We start from the raw sequence: 21,869 nt of genomic DNA, 5'->3' as shown, positions 1-21,869 counted from the left end.
TAGGATGCATATTGCATCCTATTTTTTGGGAAATTACTAAAGATATCCAGTATATTTTTATGTAACTTGTGTGAAGAAATCACGAATCCCAACAAGCATATTGTTAATTGCCACTGCGGCAAGAATTAGACCCATCACACGGCTAATCACTGCAGCCCCCGTATTACCAATTAAGCGTTGGATACGGTTTGCCATTAAAAATAATAAATAAGTAATAAAAAGAATTGAAAGCATAATCACCGTTGTGATTACTTGATCAAAAAAGCTAAAACGGTGGTTATCTGTTAATAGCACAATTGCCATCATTGCACCAGGTGAAGCAATTGAAGGAACCGCGAGAGGATAAACCGCAAGTTCACTTAAACTTGAAGACATCCTCATTTCATTTTCAGGTTTCCCTTCACCAAAAATCATTGTCAATGCGAATAATAACAACACTAAGCCTCCCGCAATTTGGAATGCGGTTAACGGAATCTGCATCGCTTCCAACAGACCCTGACCTAAGATAAGGAAGAACATTAAAATCCCTGTCGCAATAATTACTGCTTTTAAGGCGATTTTACGTCTGTCCTCAACAGACAGACCTACGGTTTTAGTCAGGTACACAGGGACCGAACCAATCGGATCGATGACAGCCCATAACACTACAAACTGCACGATGAGTGAATCAAACATTGGCAACTCCGATAAAAAAGTAGAGAATAGCTCATTCTATAATAAAAACAACAAGAGAAATACTGATAAACAATGCTTTTTTTCACAAATTTAACTTTAAAACGTGGGCAATCTGTATTGCTCGAAAATGCGAATGCGAGTATCAATCCAGGTCAAAAAGTGGGCTTGGTGGGCAAGAATGGTTGCGGAAAATCGTCCTTACTTGCACTACTCAAAAAAGAAGTTTCCGCTGAGGCTGGCGAGACAACGTTTCCGTCGAACTGGGCGATTTCTTGGGTGAATCAAGAAACGCCAGCATTGGATATTCCAGCTTTAGACTATGTGATTGAAGGTGATCGTGAATATTGTCGCCTCCAACAAGCATTAGCTGCTGCTAATGAGCAAGAGGATGGGCATAAAATTGCCCATATTCACGCTCAGTTAGATGCGATCGATGCGTGGACGATTCAAGCACGAGCATCTGCATTGTTGCACGGTTTAGGGTTTAGCCAAACAGAATTACAACAGTCAGTGAAATCCTTCTCGGGTGGTTGGCGTATGCGTTTGAACTTAGCGCAAGCTTTACTTTGTCCGTCTGATTTATTGTTATTGGACGAACCGACAAACCACTTGGATTTAGATACCGTAATGTGGCTTGAGCGTTGGTTAGTACAATATAAAGGGACATTGGTGCTCATTTCTCACGACAGAGACTTTCTTGATCCAATTGTGAATAAAATTTTGCATATCGAAAATCAAAAATTGAATGAGTATACGGGCAGTTATTCTTCGTTTGAGGTGCAACGTGCGACAAAATTAGCGCAACAAAGCGCACTTTATCGCCAACAGCAACAAAAAGTGGTACATTTACAAAAATATATCGATCGTTTTAAAGCAAAAGCAAGTAAAGCGAAACAAGCACAAAGCCGTGTGAAAGCACTTGAACGTATGGAGCTAATTGCACCTGCTTATGTGGATAATCCGTTCCATTTTGAGTTTCGTGAACCGCTTGCCTTGCCCAATCCATTGCTTTCTATGGAGCATGTCAGTGCGGGTTATCTAAGCGCAGATGGACAAAGTGCGGTCGAAATTCTAGAAAAAATTAAATTGAATTTAGTACCCGGCTCACGCATTGGTTTGCTGGGTAAAAATGGTGCAGGTAAATCTACCTTGATTAAATTATTAGCTGGAGAATTGCCTGCATTATCAGGTACAGTGCAGTTAGCTAAAGGCGTACAGCTCGGTTATTTTGCTCAGCACCAATTAGATACATTGCGCGCGGATGAAAGCCCTCTGTGGCATTTGCAAAAATTAGCCCCACAACATACTGAGCAACAACTGCGCGATTACCTCGGTGGATTTGCATTCAAAGGCGAAAAAGTTAATGATTCAGTGAAATCTTTTTCGGGTGGCGAAAAAGCTCGTTTGGTTTTGGCGTTAATTGTGTGGCAACGTCCGAATTTATTATTACTTGATGAGCCAACTAACCATTTGGATTTAGATATGCGCCAAGCCTTAACTGAGGCGCTGGTGGATTATCAAGGCTCGTTGGTAGTGGTCTCGCACGACCGTCATTTATTGCGTAATACAGTGGAAGAATTTTATTTAGTACACGATAAAAAAGTGGAGCAATTTTCGGGTGATTTAGAAGACTATCAAAGATGGCTGAACGACTTAAATCGTACGCCAGAGGCAAAAGTTGAAACGCAAACAATACAAGAAAATAGCAACAGCAGTGCAATCCGCAAAGAGCAAAAGCGTCGTGAAGCAGAGTTACGCCAACAAACTGCACCACTACGTAAAAAATTGCAACAATTTGAAACGCAAATAGATAAGCTGTCCAGTAAACTGGCTGATATTGAAGTTCAGCTAGGTGACAGTGATCTATATCTTTCTGAAAATAAAGACAAAATGACCGCACTTTTAAGTGAGCAAGTAAGTGTAAAGAGACAGCTTGAAGAGGTTGAAATGGCGTGGTTAAACTTACAAGAAGAATTAGAGAAGGTCACTCAAACTATTTCTCAAGAGGGATAAATATTTTTACCCTAAAAAACAACGCCCAGATACGTTATCGTTTATTTGGGCTTTTGTTGTTAAAACGTCATTTCAGATTGATGTTCTGTTTGTAGGTCGAGAATTGTTGCGATTTCTTCTTTTTTTCGTTGATGTTCGATAGCGTATAATATTGCCGGATAGAAAAGAATATTGATGCAAATAAATACCCATAGCATATATATTGTTTGATCTATTTGCTCTTTGTATATTTTTATTAAATAACTTTCTAGCTGATCTTCATAGAGGTTATGGTAACAAAGAGAATTTCGTACACACATTTTTTTGATATAGTCATCACCACTGAGAGTGATAAATTGCAGTTCATCGAGCATATAATTTCCTTCTGAAGGAAAACCGCAGTGCTCTCGATAACATTGATTATTACGTTGTGCTACCGTTATATATTTATTAAGTTTGCCATAAACACGATGCTGCTTAATTTCTACCTCAATATTATGATAAGACGAATATTTGATATTAAAATCGCCAGAAAAAGTAAATGGGGTGGTGAGAAATAAGAATAATAAATTTATTAAGACGATTGTTATAAAACCTATCGACCAAAAAATATAAAATTTCTTGCGGTGGAAATACGCTAACTGCATAAAATGATGAGCAAATAAAAAATATTTGTCAGGCATAAGTATAGTCTTTTTTAGAATTGTGTATTTTTTAGCAGAAATACTAAACAAAAATAGACAGAAATTCAATGGATTGAGCATGCTCCTTGCTATCCCTTCTTTTCCTTCCTCTCCATCATACTCCCAAGATTAAACAAAGGATGATTTACTTTCTTTTTCATCCCACATAATGACAATGCGAATTATGTGATTAACCGATTTTATACCTTAGGAGAATTTATGCAGCAACAGGATTTTCAGTTACCTGCATTCGAGGCAATCGTACAAAAATATTGCCGTTATTTTGATGTAGCAAGCCCCGCAGATTTTTCTCTCAACCAATGGTACCAAGTGGTTGCAGAAGGTTCATTAAATTATGTTTATGGCACACCAGCTGCGCCAAAAAATGATGCACGCCACGTTAACTATTTATCTATGGAATTTTTAATTGGCCGCTTAACTGGTAATAACCTAATGAACTTAGGCTATTATGAGACGATCAAACAATATCTTGCAAAATATAATGTGGAAATGGTCGATGTTTTAGAGCAAGAACGCGACCCCGCATTAGGTAATGGTGGATTAGGTCGTTTAGCTGCTTGTTTCTTAGATTCAATGGCAAGTTTAGGCCAAAATGCGACAGGATATGGTTTGCATTACCAATATGGTTTATTTAAACAATCTTTTGAGCAAGGTAAACAGCAAGAAACGGGCGATTTTTGGAATCGTGATCAATATCCTTGGCAGTCATTTAACCCAAATAAAACTCAACAGATTCGATTTGGTGGTCGTATTAAACGTATTCAAGACGATAAATATGAATGGACACCGTCGTTGACTATTCAAGGTAAAGCCTTTGATTTGCCAATCGTGGGTTATAAAAATAATGTGATCCAACCGTTACGTTTATGGCAAGCAGACAACGACCAGTCGTTTGATTTAAATGCGTTTAACGACGGTAAATTCTTAACTGCTGATAAACAAATTGTAAATGCAGCAGCGCTGACTCAGGTGCTTTATCCAAACGACAACCACAAAGCCGGTCAAAAATTACGTTTAATGCAGCAATATTTCCACGTGGCTTGTTCAGTGGCAGATATTTTAGCTCGCCATTTTGCCCAAGGTCATAGTTTAAGTGATTTTGCCAAATACCAAGTGATCCAATTAAACGACACGCACCCAACGTTAGCGATCCCAGAGTTAATGCGTGTGTTATTAGACGAATACGATTTAAGTTGGGACGACGCATGGGCAATTTGTACCAAAACATTTGCTTACACCAACCACACATTGTTACCAGAAGCATTAGAACAATGGGATCAACGTTTATTTAAAACTTTATTACCACGCCACTTTGCGATTGTGGATAAAATTAATAGCCTATTCCATGCAAAAGTGCGGTCAGAATTTGGTGATGATCCAAAAGTGTGGGAAAAACTGGCGATTTTATTTGACTATCGTGTGCGTATGGCAAACCTTTGTGTAATCACTTGTTTTGCTGTTAATGGTGTAGCACAAATTCACTCAGATTTAGTGGTATCGGATTTATTCCCTGAGTATCACAAATTATTCCCAACAAAATTCTGCAATGTAACGAATGGAATTACGCCTCGTCGTTGGATTCGCCAAGCAAACCCACAACTTGCAAGATTATTAGATGACAGTGTACAAGGCGATTGGACGAAAGATTTGAATCTCTTAAAACAAGTCGAAAATTATGTGGACGATGCAAGCTTCCGTCAGGAATATTTCCGTATTAAACAACATAATAAACAAGTGCTTGCCGATGAAATCCAACGTTCTATTGGCTTAACGGTAAACACTGATGCGATTTTTGATATTCAAATCAAACGCTTCCATGAATACAAACGCCAACACTTAAACTTGTTGAATATTGTGGCGACATATCAGCAATTGAAAGCGAATCCAAATATGGCATTCACGCCGCGTGTGTTTGTGTTCTCAGGTAAAGCTGCTCCGGGCTACTACTTAGCGAAAAATATTATCCACGCAATTAACAATGTGGCTGACATCATCAACAATGACAAAGCAATGAAAGACAAATTACAAGTAGCTTTCTTACCGGATTATCGAGTCAGCTTAGCAGAAAAAATTATTCCTGCAGCAGATGTGTCAGAGCAAATCTCAATGGCGGGTAAAGAAGCGTCAGGTACAGGTAATATGAAGCTTGCCTTAAACGGTGCGTTGACTTTAGGTACATTGGACGGTGCGAACGTAGAAATTGCTGAAATGGTAGGCGAAGAAAACGTGTTTATTTTCGGTCATACTGTTGAAAGCGTGCGTGAGCTATTAGCGAAAGGCTACAACCCGAAAACTTATTACAAAAATAACAAAGTGCTTAAAGGGGCAATTGATTTCTTAGCAAGCGGTAAAGCATCAAATGGTGATAAACACGCTTTTGATTTAATGCTTGAGAGCTTGTTAGAACGCGATCCATTCTTAGTGTTTGCGGACTTTGAAAGCTATTTCAATACGCAACAAAAAGTGGGTGAGGCTTATTTAAGTCAAGATACTTGGTTACGCAGTGCGATCTTAAATACCGCTCGTTTAGCTATGTTTAGTTCAGACCGTTCAATCCAAGATTATCAGCGCCGTATTTGGTTAAAATAATCGATATTAGGGCAGCGTTAGTTGCCCTTAAATTCACTTTTCATTAATCGATATTAGGGCAGATAAGGATTTTGCCTAGCGAATAAAATAAGGTTAGATTATGAAAAATAACAATAAAAACCAAGAAAAACTCTTTAATAAAGCGGGCATTATGCCGTACTTTTTTGATGAACGTAGTTTGAAAAAATATGCACCACTTGCCATCAAAAAAGCGATTTTTAAAACTTTTGAAGGACATATTTCAGTGCCTTCTTTCCCTTTGTCACCAGTTCAAATTCTTATTGAAAATCAACCGCACTTTATTCGACTTAATTTAGCTGATAAAGCACATCGGCTTCAAGGTAAATGGACACTAACATTAGAAAATAATGTTGTATTGACAGGGAAAGTCAAAAATAATGTCATTCAGCTTCCACAGGATTTGCCATTAGGTTATCACCAATTGGTTTTAAACTATAGCGGGAAACAAGCTGAATGTAGTGTGATTGTTGCGCCAACACGTTGTTATCAACCAACTGCACTCAAAGAAGGCAAAAAACTGTGGGGAACTTTCTTACAGCTTTATACTTTACGTTCAGAGAATAACTGGGGGATTGGCGATTTCGGTGATTTAAAACAATTTATTCAAAATCTGGTGCCTTACCAAGCAGATTTCATTGGTTTGAACCCGATTCACGCTTTATTTCCAGCGAATCCAGGTTCAGCAAGCCCGTATAGCCCGTCTTCACGTAAATGGTTAAATGTAGCGTATATTGATATTAACCAAGTGCCAGAATTCCAACAAAATGCAGAAGCTCAAGCGTGGTTTAACAATGCTGACACACAAGCAACTCTTGCAAAAGTGCGGTCAGAAAATTGGGTAAATTATGATGAAGTGATCCCATTAAAACTAAAAGGGCTACGTTTTGCATTTGATTATTTTCAACAAAAAACTACCGCACTTCGTCAACAAGCTTTTACTGATTTTTTAAAACAAGGTGGCGAAAGTTTAGAAGTTCAAGCGACATTCGATGCATTACACGCACATTTAATGGCGACATTTAGTGAACAATGGGGTTGGGATTTCTGGGCAAAAGAGTATCAAAGCTACTATTCTGATACGGTGCAGCAATTTAAACAAGCTAACCAAGAAACTATTCGTTTTTATGCATGGCTACAATTCATCGCCGATGAGCAACTGGCAGAATGTGATGAATTGTGTAAAGCGCAGAATATGACGGTGGGAATGTACCGTGATTTAGCCGTAGGCGTGACTGGCAGTGGTTCAGAAACTTGGGCAGATAAGACTCTTTATTGTCTCAATGCCTCTGTTGGCGCACCACCAGATGTGCTAGGTCCGCAAGGCCAAAATTGGGGCTTAACCCCAATGAATCCACACATTTTGCAACAACAAGCCTACCGCCCGTTTATTGAACTTGTACGCTCAAATATGCGTCATTGCGGTTCATTGCGTATCGATCACATTATGTCATTGTTACGTTTATGGTGGATTCCAAAAGGTGATAGTGCTGCCAATGGTGCTTATGTCCGTTATCCAGTAGATGATTTGATTGCAATTTTGGCATTAGAAAGCCAACGTCATCAATGTTTAATTATTGGTGAAGATCTCGGTACTGTACCAAAACAAATCGTTAGCAAGCTAAAAAATGCTGGTATTCTTTCTTATAAAATTTTCTATTTTGAATTTGATAAAGAAGGTAAGAGCCGAGCAATGGATGATTATCCATACCAAGCAATGACTACTTTAAGTACGCATGATTTACCTACTATTAACGGTTATTGGCGTGGTTATGACTTTGAGTTAGGGCAACGTTACGGTGTGTATCCAAATCCAAATATTCTGGCGATTCTGCAACGTGATCGTGTTGAAGCAAAACGAAAAATTCTTGCTCGTTTACAGGAAAATCAAATCAAAGTGGAAGAAGGGGTGGATGAAACCCTAACATCTCAAGTTAGTAAGAAATTTAACCACCAATTACAAACTTATGTATCGAATGTAAGTAGTGGTTTATTTGGTCTACAACCAGAAGACTGGCTTGATATGACGGAGCCTGTCAATATCCCTGGTACGAGTATGCAATATGCAAACTGGCGTCGTCGCTTAACTGCGAATATAACGGATGTTTTTGCTGATAGGGATATCCAGCAATTACTGAATACGATTAAGGATAACCGTAAAAATTAAGGCAAGGATGTCTAATCTAAAGTGGTGGGTTTTCCCACCATTTTATCTACGTTTATATAATCCATTTTCTGCCACAATTAAATCTTGTAACTCTAACGCCAACAATTGCACAAGCAAAGTATCTACCGATAATTTTAACTTTTCTGATAAATCATCCAAACTCACTGGTGTATAGCCGATTTTTGCAAATAAATCAGGGTATTCTGGTTGTACTAACGGAGGTAACGTTTTTACTGTAGGTTCTGGCGTTGAACGTGTAAAAATATCGTAAGGACGTTTCACATAATCAAAAATATGCGGTGAAATGTTTTCAAGTACATCTTGCACATTTTCCACTAGCATAGCTCCTTGCTTGATTAATTTATGGCAACCGTGACTGAATTCACTTTGAATATTACCCGGTAAGGCAAATACATCACGGTTTTGTTCCAAAGCATAACGTGCAGTAATCAGCGAGCCGCTACGTTCTGATGCCTCAATGACAAGTGTACCTAAAGACAACCCGCTAATAATCCGATTTCGGCGAGGAAAATTCTCTGCGGTTGGTGGTTGATGCGGGAAAAACTCTGATACCAACACACCTTGCTGTTCAATAATTTGTTGTGCGAGGTATTGATGCTTTTTCGGGTAAATTCGCTCTAAGCCACTGCCTAGTACTGCTACTGTTTTGCCTTTCGCATCTACCACCGCTTGATGACAAAATCCATCGATACCCAACGCTAAACCGCTGGTCACTACAATGTCCGCTAATGCAAATTCAGTGGCAAAGTATTTTGCCCAGTATTCACCGTAACTTGAACAATGGCGGCTTCCTACAATCGCAATTTGTTGTACTGATAATGCTGCCACATTGCCTTTTGCAAACAAAATTAATGGTGCGCCTTCAGTTTGTTTTAACAAAGGAGGATAGCGATGATCAAAATAGTGAATGAGGTGGTTTCCTTCTTTCTCTGCCCAAATAAATGCAGGTTCGATAAATTTTATTTCCGGATTAAACCATCGTTCAATTTGTTGTTTTGTCCAACCCATATGACGAAAAGCATCACTATCGTAATCAGCGAGATCACTAAAAGAAGTATGGGTAAGGAGTTGGTGAATTCGAGTTGGGCCTAAACGTGGAATTTGCTGTAGGCGTAAGAGCAGGCTAATTGGTTTGTTTAACGCACTTTTTCTCAAAATACAGTCCTTTGGTTAGGGATAAAGTGAGGATATAGTATAAAGTGCGGTAAATTTTATTGAGATTCTGCGTGCTGTGTTTTGTGAACCAGATCGAAAAAATGAGGTTTTTAAAATATAAAAATCTGCATCACATGATTTATGATGCAGATGTTAAAGGGGAAACTATAAAATTAAGATTATTTTTTCTCTGAACTGAAGCCGGATTCAATACCACTCATATCAGGTAATTGATGTGCAATACCTTTATGGCAATCAATGCAGGTTTTACCTTCCTGTACAGCTAAAGTATGCATTTTTTCAGCCACTGTTTTTTGTTGGCTAAAATCCATATTCTCAAAATTATGACAGTTACGGCATTCTTGTGAGTCATTGGCTTTTAATCTAGCCCATTCACGTTCAGCCATGTGTAAGCGACGAGAATTGAATTTATCAATCGTATCGGTATATCCCATCACATGTGCGTAAACTTCACGGCTTGCTTGTAATTTACGAATCATTTTAGGGATAAATTCATGTGGTACATGGCAATCTGGACAAGTTGCTTTTATTCCACTACGATTTTGATAATGGGCAGTATGTAGATATTCAGGATAAACATCATTGCTATGGCAACTCACACAAAATTCTTCCGTATTAGTTTGTTCCATACCATAGTTGAAACCTACCCATGAAACGATCCCTGCAATAAAAGCAAGTGTAATCAAGGTTCCAACTGCAATACGGCTTGGCGTGCGGAACCACGTCCAAAAGCGTTTAATTAAGTTCAACATAATTCAGTCCTTAAATTATTTGCCAAATCCAGCCATTGGTTTAAATTCGTTTTGAACAATAGGTTCCACATCAGATTGAGAAACGTGGCACTGTAGGCAGAAGTAACGACGTGGTGATGTTCCACCTACGATGTTGCCATCACGATCCATAAAATGTGTTGGGCTAATGCGAGTCGCCCCTGTCACACGAGATGCTTCAGGGCTGTGGCAAGTTAAGCATTGGTTAATATTTTTAGTCACTTGGTAATTTTTTGTTGCATGTGGCACCATTGGAGGTTGGTTTACGTAGTTTAATGGTGCGAGATCGCTTTCTTTTGGTGCATTGTGGAATGCAGGCGCAACGTGTTCTGGTGAATCTTGGATGCCATGGCCTACTTTCACCTCATTTGCTTGGGCTGAGAAAGCGAAAAGTGCGGTTAAAATTAGGATAGTTTTTTTCATTTTGATCACTCCCCCGAATGATTAACTGAATTATTAAATCGAGTTGTAAATATAAATACTTTTTCAGGACAAACGTCGATACAACGTCCGCAGCTGATACAATCTTTTGAAAGCACGAGTGGGCTTTCGTTATTTTTTCCGTGTAGAGGTGCGCGTAACACTTGAGGTTCCGGACAGACGTTATAACAGTCCATACAATTGTCGCATTTACTACGATTTTCGACTTTGATACGAAGAATACCTTTTGCACCAATTACACCGTACGCTGCGCCAATTGGACATAGATGTCCGCACCAACCGTGTTCTACAATAAATAAATCAAATAAGAAAACCGCAAGCACAAGCCAAGCTGTGGCACCGAAGCCGTAAATTAACGCACGCCCTAAGGCTGCGACGGGGTTTAACCATTCCCAAAGTAATAGACCACTGACCGCACTTCCTACAAGGATCATCAATAAAATACCATAACGTAATCCACGCGGAAGTTTTGCCGATTGTCGAATTTCAAGTTTACGTCTAAGCCAAGCTGAAACATCTGTCACCACGTTAAGTGGGCAAACCCACGCACAGAAAATACGGCTTCCTAAAATTGCGTATGTACCAATCACAATGGCAACACCTAAAAGTGCGGTCATTGTTGGAATGAATCCCGTTGCAATACTTTCTGCGATAATAAGTGGATCAGACATCGGGATAATGTCGAAAAGCAGACTGCCGCTGTAATTGCCTTTTAAAATCCAAATGCCTACATAAGGTCCACTTAAAAACATTGCTAAAATGCTTAGTTGCGTGAGACGTCGCCAAAATAGAAAGCGATTTGCGTGCCACCAACCTAATTTTTCACGTGCTTCTTTGCCGGTATATTTCGGTGAATTTGCCATTACAAACTCTCCGGTAAACGTGTTGGTAGAGTAATAATGCCTTCTGGTGCAAGTGAATGACCGGCCTTTTCTTTCTCTTCCCAACCTAAACGATAATGTTGACCTAGCATACCTTTTGCCAGATCCATCGGTAACACTTTGATTGCTGCAACTTCTAGCACACAAGCTTCCTCACATTTACCACAACCGGTACAAGCATTGGAATGTACGGTTGGAATAAATTTTGCGTGTTTATCAGAACGATCATTATGTTGCATTTCAAGCGTAATCGCTTTGCCAATCAAAGGACAAACGCGATAACACACATCACAACGCAAACCTTGCCAATTTAAGCAAGTTTCTTGATCGAGTAGGACGGATAAGCCCATACGTGCTTCATTAATATCTGTCGCTTGATTATCTAATGCACCTGTTGGACAAGCTTTAGCACAAGGAATGTCTTCACACATTTCACAAGGTTTATCACGAGCAATAAAATAAGGCGTGCCCGCTTCCATAGGCGATAACAAGGATGCCAAATGTAACATATCGTAAGGACAAGCTTGGACACATTGTCCGCAACGAATACACGCAGCAGAAAATTCTTGATCGTTTGCAATAGCAAATGGTGGGCGTAATGCTACACCTTCACGTGCTAAACTTTGCTTTTGTTGTAACCCTAATAACAAGCCAACCCCTGCCAACCCACAGGCAGTGCGGGTAGCATCTTTAAAAAAGCGACGACGTTCGGGATTCACAACTGGTTTTTTCATTTGATTTTTCAACCGCACTTTTCTGTATTACAGAAAGTGCGGTCGTTCCTCATTAAATTTAACGGATTATGCTTTTTCCACTTTGACCGCACATTTTTTGAAGTCGGTTTCTTTGGAAATCGGGTCTGTTGCATCTAATGTTAAGTAGTTTGCTAACTGACCTGCATCAAAGAATGTGGTGTACACTAAGCCTTGTGGTACTTTGTTACGACCACGTGTATCTAAGTGAGAAATAATCTCACCACGACGTGAAGTGACTTTCACTTTGTCACCATGACGTAAACCACGTGCTTTCGCATCTAATGGGTGCATCCAAACCAAGTTATTTGGGAAGGAACGGTGTAATTCAGGTACACGGCGAGTCATTGTACCGGTATGCCAATGTTCTAATACTCGCCCTGTACTTAACCATAAGTCATATTCAGCATCAGGTGCTTCTGCTGGTGGCTCATAAGGCACAGCTAAGATAATTGCACGCTTATCAGGGTAGCCATAGAACGCTACACCTTCACCCTCTTTCACATATGGATCATAACCTTCGCGATAACGCCATAAAGTTTCTTTACCATCAACCACTGGCCAACGTAAACCACGTGCTTTGTGATATACCTCAAAGTCTGCTAAATCATGGCCATGACCACGACCAAATACAGCATATTCTTCAAATAACCCTTTTTGTAAATAGAAACCGAAATGTTCTGCTTCATCGTTTAAATAACCCGGCTTATCTGTTGGGACTTGGAATTTATCTACTTGACCATTGCGGAATAACACTTCATAAAGGGTTTTCCCTTTATATTCAGGGTTCGCAGCCAAGACTTCTGCAGGCCACATTTCATCAGTAGTAAAGTATTTAGAAAACTCAACTAATTGCCATACATCAGATTTAGATTCACCCGGAGCCTTCACTTGTTGATACCAAAATTGTGTACGACGCTCAGCATTACCATAAGCACCTTCTTTTTCTACCCACATTGCGGTTGGTAAAATCAAGTCTGCGGCTAATGCAGAAACTGTTGGATAAGGATCTGAAACGATAATGAAGTTTTCTTCATCACGCCAACCCGGAAAACGCTCCTGATTAATGTTTGGACCACCTTGCATGTTATTGGTACACATTTGCCATAACACATTCATTTTCTTATCTTTTAAGGCTCGGTCTTGTGCAACAGCATGGTAACCTACTTGTGTTTGAATCACACCTTTTGGCAATTTCCAAAGCTTCTCTGCTTTTTCAACATGTTTTGGATTAGTCACCACTAAATCTGCTGGTAAGCGGTGTGCAAATGTACCCACCTCACGTGCAGTACCACAAGCGGATGGTTGGCCTGTTAATGAGAATGGACCACAGCCCGGTTTTGAAATTTTGCCAGTTAATAAATGAATGTTATAAATTAAGTGGTTCGCCCATACACCACGAGTATGTTGGTTAAAGCCCATTGTCCAGAAAGATACGATGTTGAGTTTTGGATCCGCATACATTTTCGCTAATGCTTCAAGCTGATCTTTTGGTACACCAGAAATTTCGTGTGCTTTTTCAAGCGTGTATGGAGCAACGAGTTTTTTATATTCTTCAAAATCACTATCGTGCATTTTGCCAGCAGTTTTCACATTTTTCGCTGCTTTTTCTAGCTCGTGAGTTTCACGTAATCCGTAACCTATATCGGTTTCACCACGTTTAAACTTAGTGTGTTTTTGGATAAAGTCGTTATCAAGTGCATTGTGCTCAATCAAATAATTTGCAATGTAGTTCATGATTGCTAAATCTGATTGAGGCTTGAAGATGACACCTAAATCTGCCAGTTCAAATGAACGATGCTCAAAAGTAGAAAGGACAGCAACTTTTACATGTGGGTGAGATAAACGACGATCAGAAATACGTGACCATAAAATTGGGTGCATTTCTGCCATATTTGAGCCCCAAAGTACGAAAGCATCTGCTTTTTCTATGTCATCATAACAACCCATTGGTTCATCCATACCGAAAGTTCGCATAAACGCAACAGCTGCTGATGCCATACAGTGACGTGCGTTTGGATCAATGTTATTTGAGCGTAAGCCTGCCTTGAATAATTTTGATTTTGCTATACCTTCAAAAATTGTTGACTGACCAGAGGTGAACATACCAGCACCGTTCGGACCTTTTTCTTTCAACGCTTTTTTGAATTTCTCTGCCATGATGGTAAAGGCTTGATCCCAAGAAATAGGTGTGAATTCGCCGTTTTTATCAAACTTACCATTCTTCATGCGTAACATTGGTGATGTTAAACGGTCTTTACCATACATAATTTTGGGTAAGAAATAGCCTTTGATACAGTTTAAACCACGGTTTACTTCTGCGTCTGGGTCACCTTGAGATGCTACTACACGGCCATTTTGTGTACCTACTAAAACGCTACAACCAGTACCACAGAAACGGCAAGGTGCTTTGTCCCATTTTATAGTTGTATCTGTTGCTGCTTCCACGTTTTGTACTGGAATAGCTAAACCCGCCACAGTTGCAGCAGCAACCGCAGCATTGGTTTTCATAAAGTCACGACGACTTAAATTCACATTCATAGCGTTTCCCCCACTATATTTGTCTTGAACCATTGTGTTTTATTCGTTTTCATCTTGCTGATGGTAAACCAGCGATACATCAATTACACCATCAATATCTCTTGATGCTTCCATTTGCTCGTGTAATACATGTTTGTCATGAGATTGCATTACGACAACTAGCTTACCTTTCTGTGCATCAAACGCTGGAATTTCGGTATTCGGCATTGCTAAAAGTGCGGTCTGAATTGCTTCCATTTTGTCTGGATTTATTTGTACAATTAACCCACATACATGCCAGTCTTTTGCATTTTCCATTGTGATAGTTTCAATCATTTTTTGTGTCCAATTCGTTTGGTGTAATACATAACACTTTAATTGCAGAAACGGGGCAGCCTTTTATACAAGCACCACAGCCATTACAGCTATCCAAATCTAAGGTAGGCTGTGAAACTTGTCCTAATAATCGTTTAAAACGAATTGCACGCATTTCACAACTATCTTCACAGCTTCGACACTCGACTGATTTATGCGTTAAGCAACTAGCAGTAATTTCCACTTTGTGCGCCCAAGCCAGTTCACTGAGTGGTCTAAACACAGGTTGCTGACAAACTTCAACACATTTTTGGCAAAAGGTGCATTCACCGCGATTAAATTGAATTTCTGGAAATCCACCCTTGCCTTTTATTAGAATTTTCGTTTCGCAAGCTTGAATACAAGCATCACAGCGGGTGCAATTTTGGATAAAGAGGGTATTGTTAACTGCCCAAGGGGGACGAATCCCATTAAAACCTTGTTGCTTTATTTGGTCCGATTGTAGTGAAGTGAAAAACTGCCCACGTAAAAAATTGCGACGAGGTAAGTTTTCAACAGCCATTACAAGTTCCTTATTCTACCTTTATTTAGATCTCGCATTATCAACTGCTGGTTCAAAATTCATACTCCCCTAATTGGGTATTTCACTGGAAGATGGCTGAAAATTCGTGGTTTTCTTGTGCTAGATCAAATTTTGCTAGAAAGTAAAAATTACTACGTTTTTTTGTTACACTGAATATATGAAATTTGGGCAGGAAATTGACTTGTGAAAATTAAAAATTCCGTATCGACTAAAATTGCAAATTATCTCTTTATCATCATCATTTTTGCAGGTGTAATTGCTTCATTGAGCTTAATTATTATGGCAAGTAATAAATCTGATGCGGAGTCAATTAATGTGTCAGGCTCGTTGCGGATGCAGAGTTATCGTTTACTAAATGAATTAGAGCATCAACCTGAAGCTGTAGAAAATAGACTGCGTTTATATCGTCTCAGTTTACATTCTTCTCCTTTAGCAGATATTGATCGCCAATGGTTTGCTTCGAATGAAGTGAAAGTATCGTACCATAACTTAATTAAACGCTGGCAAGTAATGGAAGCCTATGCGCAAGATAATAATATTTCGGCTTACCAACGTGAAATTACAGATTATGTAGCACAAGTGGATAAATTTGTCTTTACTTTGCAGCGATTTGCCGAGAAAAAGTGGATTATTGCAGTCTTAATTATTTCAATTTCAATGTTGTTTATCGTGGTAATGGTCTCTTATGTGATTTGGTATGCTCGTAAACAAGTGGTAATGCCTTTAGAACAACTCACTCGTGCCAGCATTCAAGTTCAAATGCGTCAATTTAATCACGTTAAACTAGACACCAAGAAGGACAATGAATTAGGGAATTTGGCGAGCGCATTTACGCAAATGTCAAATGAGCTAGGCAAATTGTATTCTTCATTAGAGAAAAGCGTGAATGAAAAAACGCAAAAGTTACGTCAAACTAACCGCTCTTTGACGATGTTATATGAAAGTTCGCAGCAATTAACGACAAATAGTGTCGATGAACTGATTTTAAGAGATGTGTTAAAAAACATCTTTGTTAGTGAGCATTTACGTTATATTTCGTTAGTTGTGGATGGTGCAGAACATTGGGATTTAACTTTTGGTGAGCAACAAACGAATTTAGATTGCCAAGAAGTAGTGTTAACGATTGAAAACGATAAATTAGCTGTATTTTATTGGCAAGCAGGATTACCTTGCCCAGATCCTCGTACTATGCGCAATATCGCACAAATATTAAGTCGAACCTTATATTTCCATAAAACACAGCGCCAACAACAACAGCTATTGTTAATGGAAGAACGTTCCATTATTGCTAGAGAATTACACGATTCATTAGCACAAGTACTGGCATTTTTACAAATTCAGTTGACCTTGTTAAAACACAATTTAGAAAGAGAAGATGAATCGGCTAAAGAAAAAAGCCTTTCTATCATTGCTAGTTTTGAGCAGGCACTGCGCGATGGTTATGTGCAATTGCGTGAATTATTAGCAACATTCCGCTTGACGGTACAAGAGGCAAATCTGAAGCTTGCATTAGAGCAGGTGGTAGAGTCTTTACGTGGACAAACGGATATGCAAATGACAGTGCAATGTTCATTGCCTTCACAAAGTTTTAGTGCACAACAATTAGTTCACGTGTTACAAATTGTGCGTGAGTCAGTATTAAATGCAATTAAACATTCCAAAGGAAGTTTGATAGAAGTCATTGCACACACTAACGAAGATGGTGAATATGAATTGATTGTGCGTGATGATGGGGTGGGGATCCCAAGTTTAGAAGAGCCTGATGGACATTACGGGCTTAATATTATGAATGAGCGTGCTACACAGCTAAAAGCAAATTTAAAAATTTCGAACCGCACTTCAGGTGGCACTGAAGTGACACTGACGTTAAATCACCTCGGAGTTTAAAATGAGTAAATTATTTTTATCCTCTTCTTTTGCAAATGTCATTGATTTATTCAGTGAGTTTATGGGAGAACTTAGGGGTAAAAAAGTTGCTTTTATTCCTACTGCGAGCAAAGTTGAAGAAGTGACATTTTATGTAGAGGCAGCAAAAAATATGGTTGATACTTACTCTACTACATTACATTTAATACCAATTACTAATGAACAAGCCATCATCGTGGATGCGGATCTTGTTACAATAAAGACAAAAATTCAAGGATAAACTATGCAGAGCTTAAAGACTTTTCATACATTTTCATTGCCTGCGAATGCACAAAAAATTGTTGAAATTACGAATCCTGAACACTTGAAACAGCAATGGGATGAATGTCAGGCAATCCAACAGCCTGTGCTGTTTTTGGGAGAAGGCAGTAATGTCTTATTCTTACAAGATTTTAACGGTACTGTGCTAATTAATCATTTGTTGGGCATTAATCATCGTGAAGATGATGATTTTCATTATATAGATGTGAAAGGCGGTGAGAATTGGCACAAGTTAGTAGAATGGAGCTTAGCGCAGGGGATTTATGGTTTGGAAAACCTTGCGTTGATCCCAGGCTGTGCAGGTTCTGCGCCTATTCAGAATATCGGTGCATATGGTGTTGAATTTAAAGATGTGTGTGATTATGTCGATGTTTTAAATTTAATCACTGGTGAGGTTTTTCGTTTAAGCAATGAGGAATGCCAATTTGCTTATCGCGATAGCATTTTTAAGCGTGATTATGTGCAAGGTTATGTAATTATTGCCATTGGTTTGAAACTGGCAAAAGCATGGAAACCCGTATTAAAATATGGCTCGTTGGCGAATTTTGATGAAAGTGCGGTCACTTCTCAACAAATTTTTGATGAAGTGTGTGCTGTTCGTAGAAGTAAATTACCTGATCCAAAAGTCTTTGGTAATGCAGGCAGCTTCTTTAAGAATCCAGTGGTGTCACAAGCACATTTTGATAGCCTTATTGATGAATACCCAACAATGCCGAACTTCCCACAAGCTGATGGAACGGTGAAATTAGCAGCGGGTTGGCTGATTGATCAATGTGGCTTAAAAGGCTATCAAATCGGAGGTGCGGCAGTGCATCAACAGCAAGCGTTAGTAATTATTAATACAGGTAATGCAACAGGTTCAGATGTAGTAGAATTAGCCCATCACATCCGTCAAAAAGTGGCTCAACGCTTTGATGTGTGGTTACAGCCTGAAGTGCGTTTTATTGGTGCAGAAGGTGAGGTTGATAGTGAAAAAGCAATCAGTTAAATGAGGTAATTTATGGATTTTAAGACAATTTTAGACACACTGCCGAGCATTGAGCATCTTTCTGGCTTAGCCGTAATGCATGGCGATACACAAGTACACCATATTCCTGCTATTGAGGGAAAATTGGGATCATTACGTGTGTACAATGCATTAGCAGAAGAATTTAATGGAAAATTAGACCGCACTTCCGCGCAGAAAGGCTTACAGCTTTTTGCTGAACATACAGAAGATGCCAAATTTAATGTGGGGAAACACCCCAATATTGATCTTCTATTCCATGTTATTGAGAACAATCTTAACTATCAGTTAGTACTCCAAAAATGACAGATGTAAATACAAAACCATTTCCTATTCCAATCAATTATTTTGGCATTGTACTTGGATTATCTGCGCTAAGTTTAGCGTGGCATTATGCGATACCCGTGTGGGATTTTTCATTAGAAATTAATCAAGTTTTATTTTTACTTGCAAGTGTGCTCTGGGTTTGCTTTATTTTAGCGTTTCTTTGGAAATGGATTTGTTTCCCTCAACAAGCAAAAATGGATTTTCAGCATAAATTGCTTGGGAGCTTTGTCAGTTTAATTCCGATTACTACCACCTTAGTCGGGATTGGTGCAATGCCTTATTCTTTGTCATTTGGCTATTTCTTAATGGCTATTGGCATTGTGAGCCAGCTTGCATTCGCCACCTATTATATTGCGGGAATGTGGCGAGGCACACATCAACCCGAATTTACTACGCCTGTGATTTACTTACCTACAGTAGCGACTAATTTTGTGAGTGCTACAGCACTGGGATATTTAGGTTACAATGATTTTGGGATGCTCTTTTTTGGGGCGGGATTTTTCTCTTGGGTAATGCTTGAACCTTCAGTATTACAGCGTTTACGGACTTTGCAACCAGTTCCTGAGCCTTTGCGAATGGGTATTGGTATTCAGCTTGCTCCAGCATTTGTAGGCTGTTCAGCTTATCTTTCGGTAAATGGTGGGCAAATTGATTTGTTTGTAAAAATGCTGATTGGTTATGGCTTATTACAACTGCTTTTTCTCGTCCGTTTATTGCCTTGGATTTTTGTTAATGGTTTCACACCTTCAGCTTGGGCATTCTCATTCGGTTTAGCATCAATGGCGAAAGTAGGTTTATTTGTTTACCAAAGCTCAATTGCCCCACTTTTTGCCAAGCTAGGTTTAGTGATGTTTATCTTTGCAAATTTCACCATTGGGCTATTATTTGTAGCAACCTTATATTTAATTTTCAGTAAACGATTTTTCGTTAAATAATAACCGCACTTTGACGGCTTTTAGGTGGGAATAACCAGGGTCACTTGAAAGTCGTTGTTCTGATTTGCTTAATCGTTAATGCAATTTCTTTTCTACACATTAGGATACCCATCAAGAAGATAGATGTGTTGCTTTTAGCATTAGTCGAAAATGCATAACATAATTTAGATATTACATTTTACATAACAACATTTCTGTTTCCTTGTTATTACAAAAAAGCTAATTCTTTGAACAAGATCAGGTTATGGATAAGATATTTTTATTACAATCAAGTCTGTTCTGATGGTATTAATGAGGTCATTCACGGATATGAACTCATTTTCTCAAGTTATTAGAATTACCCAAAATAGAAATTTTCTTTTATTCTGCGCATCAATCCTGTTTGCTTTAGTGATGACATTCTTACTTTCAGATGCAAGTTTTACGAAAGTACAGAATTACGTTTTATTCTTACTTTTCTTTGCCATATGTTTATGGGTGACTGAAGCCATTCCACCGTTCTCTGTCAGTGTATTGATTGTTGGCTTTCTTGTCCTTGTGATGGGTAAAAGTGAAGCATATGATGCGATCCAATACTTACAAACTTGGTCCGATAGTGTTATTTGGCTATTTCTAGGAGGTTTTTTTCTTGCTGAAGCAATGAAAAAAACAAAATTAGATTTATTGCTATTAAAAGCTGTGTTACCCACTTTTGGAACTAATCCTGTCAATGTGCTGTGGGGATTAATGTTGGTGACTGCAGCTATGTCGCAACTACTGCAATGATGATTGCTACCATTAGCCCTTTATTTACTCGTTTAGATAGCAGTTCAAATTTATCCAAAGCCTTATTGTTAGGTATTCCTGCCGCTGCCTCTGTTGGCGGAATGGGTACGATTATTGGTTCTGCACCTAATGCTATTGCAGTGGGTGCCTTAGAGAAATTAGGTTATCCAATTTCATTTTTGGAATGGATGATTGTTGGTGTACCTTTAGCGATTTTGTTATTGTTTATTTTTTGGAGAGTCTTAGTCAAAAAATACGAAGTGAGTCAAACGGAAAACTTAGATTTTAGCTTTTTACAAGAAACGACCAAAGTGCAATCAAATCGTGTTGAAATTTTGCATAAAACAATAGTATTAGTAGTATTAGTGATTTTAGCTGTCACATTATTCTGTTGGTTAACTTCGAAATGGATTGGCATTCCAGTGGCAGCTGCTTCAGGTATACCGATTGTTGGTTTGACAATGACGGGGGTATTAAATGAAAAAGATATTCGTAAATTACCTTGGGATACTCTAATGCTAGTTGCTGGAGGCTTAGCACTTGGTCTTGCTATTGAAGAACAACGTATTGCAGCACATTTTGTTGAGCAAATTAGTCATATTCAAGTGAGCTTTATTATGTTGTTAGTATTATTTGGATTTATTACCGTCATTTTATCTAACTTTATGAGTAATACTGCAGCAACGACAATTTTAATTCCGATGGGAGTATCGTTACTCGCTATGGTTGGTGGTGCGGATGTAAAACCAATGATTTTACCATTGGTGATTGGATTAAGCGCTTCTTGTGCCTTATTCTTACCAGTTTCAACTCCACCAAATGCAATTGCTTTTAGTACAGGGTTAATCAAACAAGCAGAATTTCGTTTAGGAGGAATCGTCATTGGTATTTTAGGGCCTGTTTTCAGTATTATTTGGGTATTAGCTATTGCTACTTTCTTATAATGGAACTTTTGTGTAAGAAAATGGTCTAATATTCGACCAATAAAGCAAATATAGAAAAAATAGCGCTTGTTTGGATTTTATGCTATAACTAGCTCGGTATT

18 protein-coding genes and 1 pseudogene are annotated in these 21,869 nt (G+C 38.7%); 9 read left to right on the top strand and 10 right to left on the bottom strand.

The genetic code is table 11. The features are described from left to right. Window positions 1-57: 57 nt before the first annotated feature. Window positions 58-675: a MarC family protein gene (locus tag CKV78_RS08360; RefSeq protein WP_005763835.1), complete on the bottom strand. Its 618-nt coding sequence runs from the start codon at window positions 673-675 to the stop codon at window positions 58-60. A gap of 72 nt (window positions 676-747) precedes the next feature. Here CKV78_RS08360 and CKV78_RS08355 point away from each other — a divergent pair, with 72 nt between their 5' ends. Continuing rightward, window positions 748-2,688 (top strand): ABC transporter ATP-binding protein, encoded by a 1,941-nt coding sequence (locus CKV78_RS08355; protein WP_005763834.1) that lies wholly within the window; start codon window positions 748-750, stop codon window positions 2,686-2,688. A 59-nt stretch (window positions 2,689-2,747) separates the two neighbouring features. Here CKV78_RS08355 and CKV78_RS08350 read toward each other — a convergent pair whose 3' ends face one another. Then, window positions 2,748-3,350 carry a hypothetical protein gene (locus CKV78_RS08350; protein WP_126373990.1) on the bottom strand — a complete coding sequence of 201 codons (603 nt, stop codon included), beginning with the start codon at window positions 3,348-3,350 and terminating at the stop codon, window positions 2,748-2,750. Window positions 3,351-3,569: 219 nt separating this feature from the next. On the opposite strand from CKV78_RS08350, the gene malP reads away from it, so the two are divergent. Both malP and malQ read left to right on the top strand, forming a co-directional pair. Continuing rightward, complete coding sequence (gene malP / locus CKV78_RS08345) at window positions 3,570-5,960, top strand: maltodextrin phosphorylase (RefSeq protein WP_005763832.1); 2,391 nt, start codon at window positions 3,570-3,572, stop codon at window positions 5,958-5,960. A 100-nt stretch (window positions 5,961-6,060) separates the two neighbouring features. Further along, a complete protein-coding gene (gene malQ, locus CKV78_RS08340; RefSeq protein WP_005763831.1) occupies window positions 6,061-8,145 on the top strand; it encodes a 4-alpha-glucanotransferase in 2,085 nt (694 codons plus the stop codon). A 42-nt stretch (window positions 8,146-8,187) separates the two neighbouring features. Here the strand turns inward: malQ and dprA are convergent, their stop codons facing one another. The 8 genes from dprA to napF all read right to left on the bottom strand — a co-directional run bounded on the left by dprA (window position 8,188) and on the right by napF (window position 15,583). After that, complete coding sequence (gene dprA, locus CKV78_RS08335) at window positions 8,188-9,321, bottom strand: DNA-processing protein DprA (RefSeq protein WP_005763830.1); 1,134 nt, start codon at window positions 9,319-9,321, stop codon at window positions 8,188-8,190. Between the two features lie 179 nt (window positions 9,322-9,500). Continuing rightward, the gene (locus CKV78_RS08330) at window positions 9,501-10,094 is read right to left on the bottom strand and encodes a cytochrome c3 family protein (protein WP_005763829.1); all 594 of its coding nucleotides are present in this window, start codon (window positions 10,092-10,094) and stop codon (window positions 9,501-9,503) included. Window positions 10,095-10,109: 15 nt separating this feature from the next. Beyond that, complete coding sequence (locus CKV78_RS08325; RefSeq protein ID WP_032855443.1) at window positions 10,110-10,535, bottom strand: nitrate reductase cytochrome c-type subunit; 426 nt, start codon at window positions 10,533-10,535, stop codon at window positions 10,110-10,112. A 5-nt stretch (window positions 10,536-10,540) separates the two neighbouring features. Then, window positions 10,541-11,416: a quinol dehydrogenase ferredoxin subunit NapH gene (napH, locus tag CKV78_RS08320; protein ID WP_005763826.1), complete on the bottom strand. Its 876-nt coding sequence runs from the start codon at window positions 11,414-11,416 to the stop codon at window positions 10,541-10,543. Beyond that, the gene (gene napG / locus CKV78_RS08315; RefSeq protein ID WP_005763824.1) at window positions 11,416-12,168 is read right to left on the bottom strand and encodes a ferredoxin-type protein NapG; all 753 of its coding nucleotides are present in this window, start codon (window positions 12,166-12,168) and stop codon (window positions 11,416-11,418) included. Before napG ends, napH begins: the two co-directional genes overlap by 1 nt. A 66-nt stretch (window positions 12,169-12,234) precedes the next feature. Then, window positions 12,235-14,721 (bottom strand): nitrate reductase catalytic subunit NapA, encoded by a 2,487-nt coding sequence (gene napA, locus CKV78_RS08310; RefSeq protein ID WP_032855506.1) that lies wholly within the window; start codon window positions 14,719-14,721, stop codon window positions 12,235-12,237. Window positions 14,722-14,766: 45 nt separating this feature from the next. Beyond that, a complete protein-coding gene (locus CKV78_RS08305; RefSeq protein WP_005763821.1) occupies window positions 14,767-15,042 on the bottom strand; it encodes a chaperone NapD in 276 nt (91 codons plus the stop codon). Then, window positions 15,035-15,583 carry a ferredoxin-type protein NapF gene (gene napF / locus CKV78_RS08300; RefSeq protein ID WP_005763819.1) on the bottom strand — a complete coding sequence of 183 codons (549 nt, stop codon included), beginning with the start codon at window positions 15,581-15,583 and terminating at the stop codon, window positions 15,035-15,037. Before napF ends, CKV78_RS08305 begins: the two co-directional genes overlap by 8 nt. Window positions 15,584-15,787: 204 nt before the next feature. On the opposite strand from napF, the gene narQ reads away from it, so the two are divergent. The 6 genes and pseudogenes from narQ (at window position 15,788) to CKV78_RS08270 (ending at window position 21,768) form a co-directional block, all read left to right on the top strand. Beyond that, window positions 15,788-17,491, top strand: coding sequence for a nitrate/nitrite two-component system sensor histidine kinase NarQ (gene narQ / locus CKV78_RS08295; protein ID WP_005763817.1), 1,704 nt, complete (start codon window positions 15,788-15,790; stop codon window positions 17,489-17,491). Between the two features lies 1 nt (window position 17,492). Continuing rightward, window positions 17,493-17,750, top strand: coding sequence for a Type 1 glutamine amidotransferase-like domain-containing protein (locus tag CKV78_RS08290; protein WP_005763815.1), 258 nt, complete (start codon window positions 17,493-17,495; stop codon window positions 17,748-17,750). Window positions 17,751-17,753: 3 nt separating this feature from the next. After that, window positions 17,754-18,779, top strand: coding sequence for a UDP-N-acetylmuramate dehydrogenase (gene murB / locus CKV78_RS08285; RefSeq protein ID WP_005763813.1), 1,026 nt, complete (start codon window positions 17,754-17,756; stop codon window positions 18,777-18,779). Window positions 18,780-18,791: 12 nt separating this feature from the next. Beyond that, complete coding sequence (locus tag CKV78_RS08280; protein WP_005763810.1) at window positions 18,792-19,103, top strand: DUF2322 family protein; 312 nt, start codon at window positions 18,792-18,794, stop codon at window positions 19,101-19,103. Next, window positions 19,100-20,059 carry a dicarboxylate transporter/tellurite-resistance protein TehA gene (gene tehA, locus CKV78_RS08275; RefSeq protein WP_005763808.1) on the top strand — a complete coding sequence of 320 codons (960 nt, stop codon included), beginning with the start codon at window positions 19,100-19,102 and terminating at the stop codon, window positions 20,057-20,059. Before CKV78_RS08280 ends, tehA begins: the two co-directional genes overlap by 4 nt. Before the next feature lie 393 nt (window positions 20,060-20,452). Further along, a pseudogene (locus tag CKV78_RS08270) lies at window positions 20,453-21,768 on the top strand (SLC13 family permease). Window positions 21,769-21,869 lie beyond the last annotated feature (101 nt).

It is taken from the genome of Pasteurella dagmatis, assembly GCF_900186835.1.
In the GTDB taxonomy this organism is placed as follows: Bacteria; Pseudomonadota; Gammaproteobacteria; order Enterobacterales; family Pasteurellaceae; genus Pasteurella; species Pasteurella dagmatis.
Note: the sequence above shows the minus strand (reverse complement) of the source record. Positions and strands in the feature narration are given on the sequence as shown.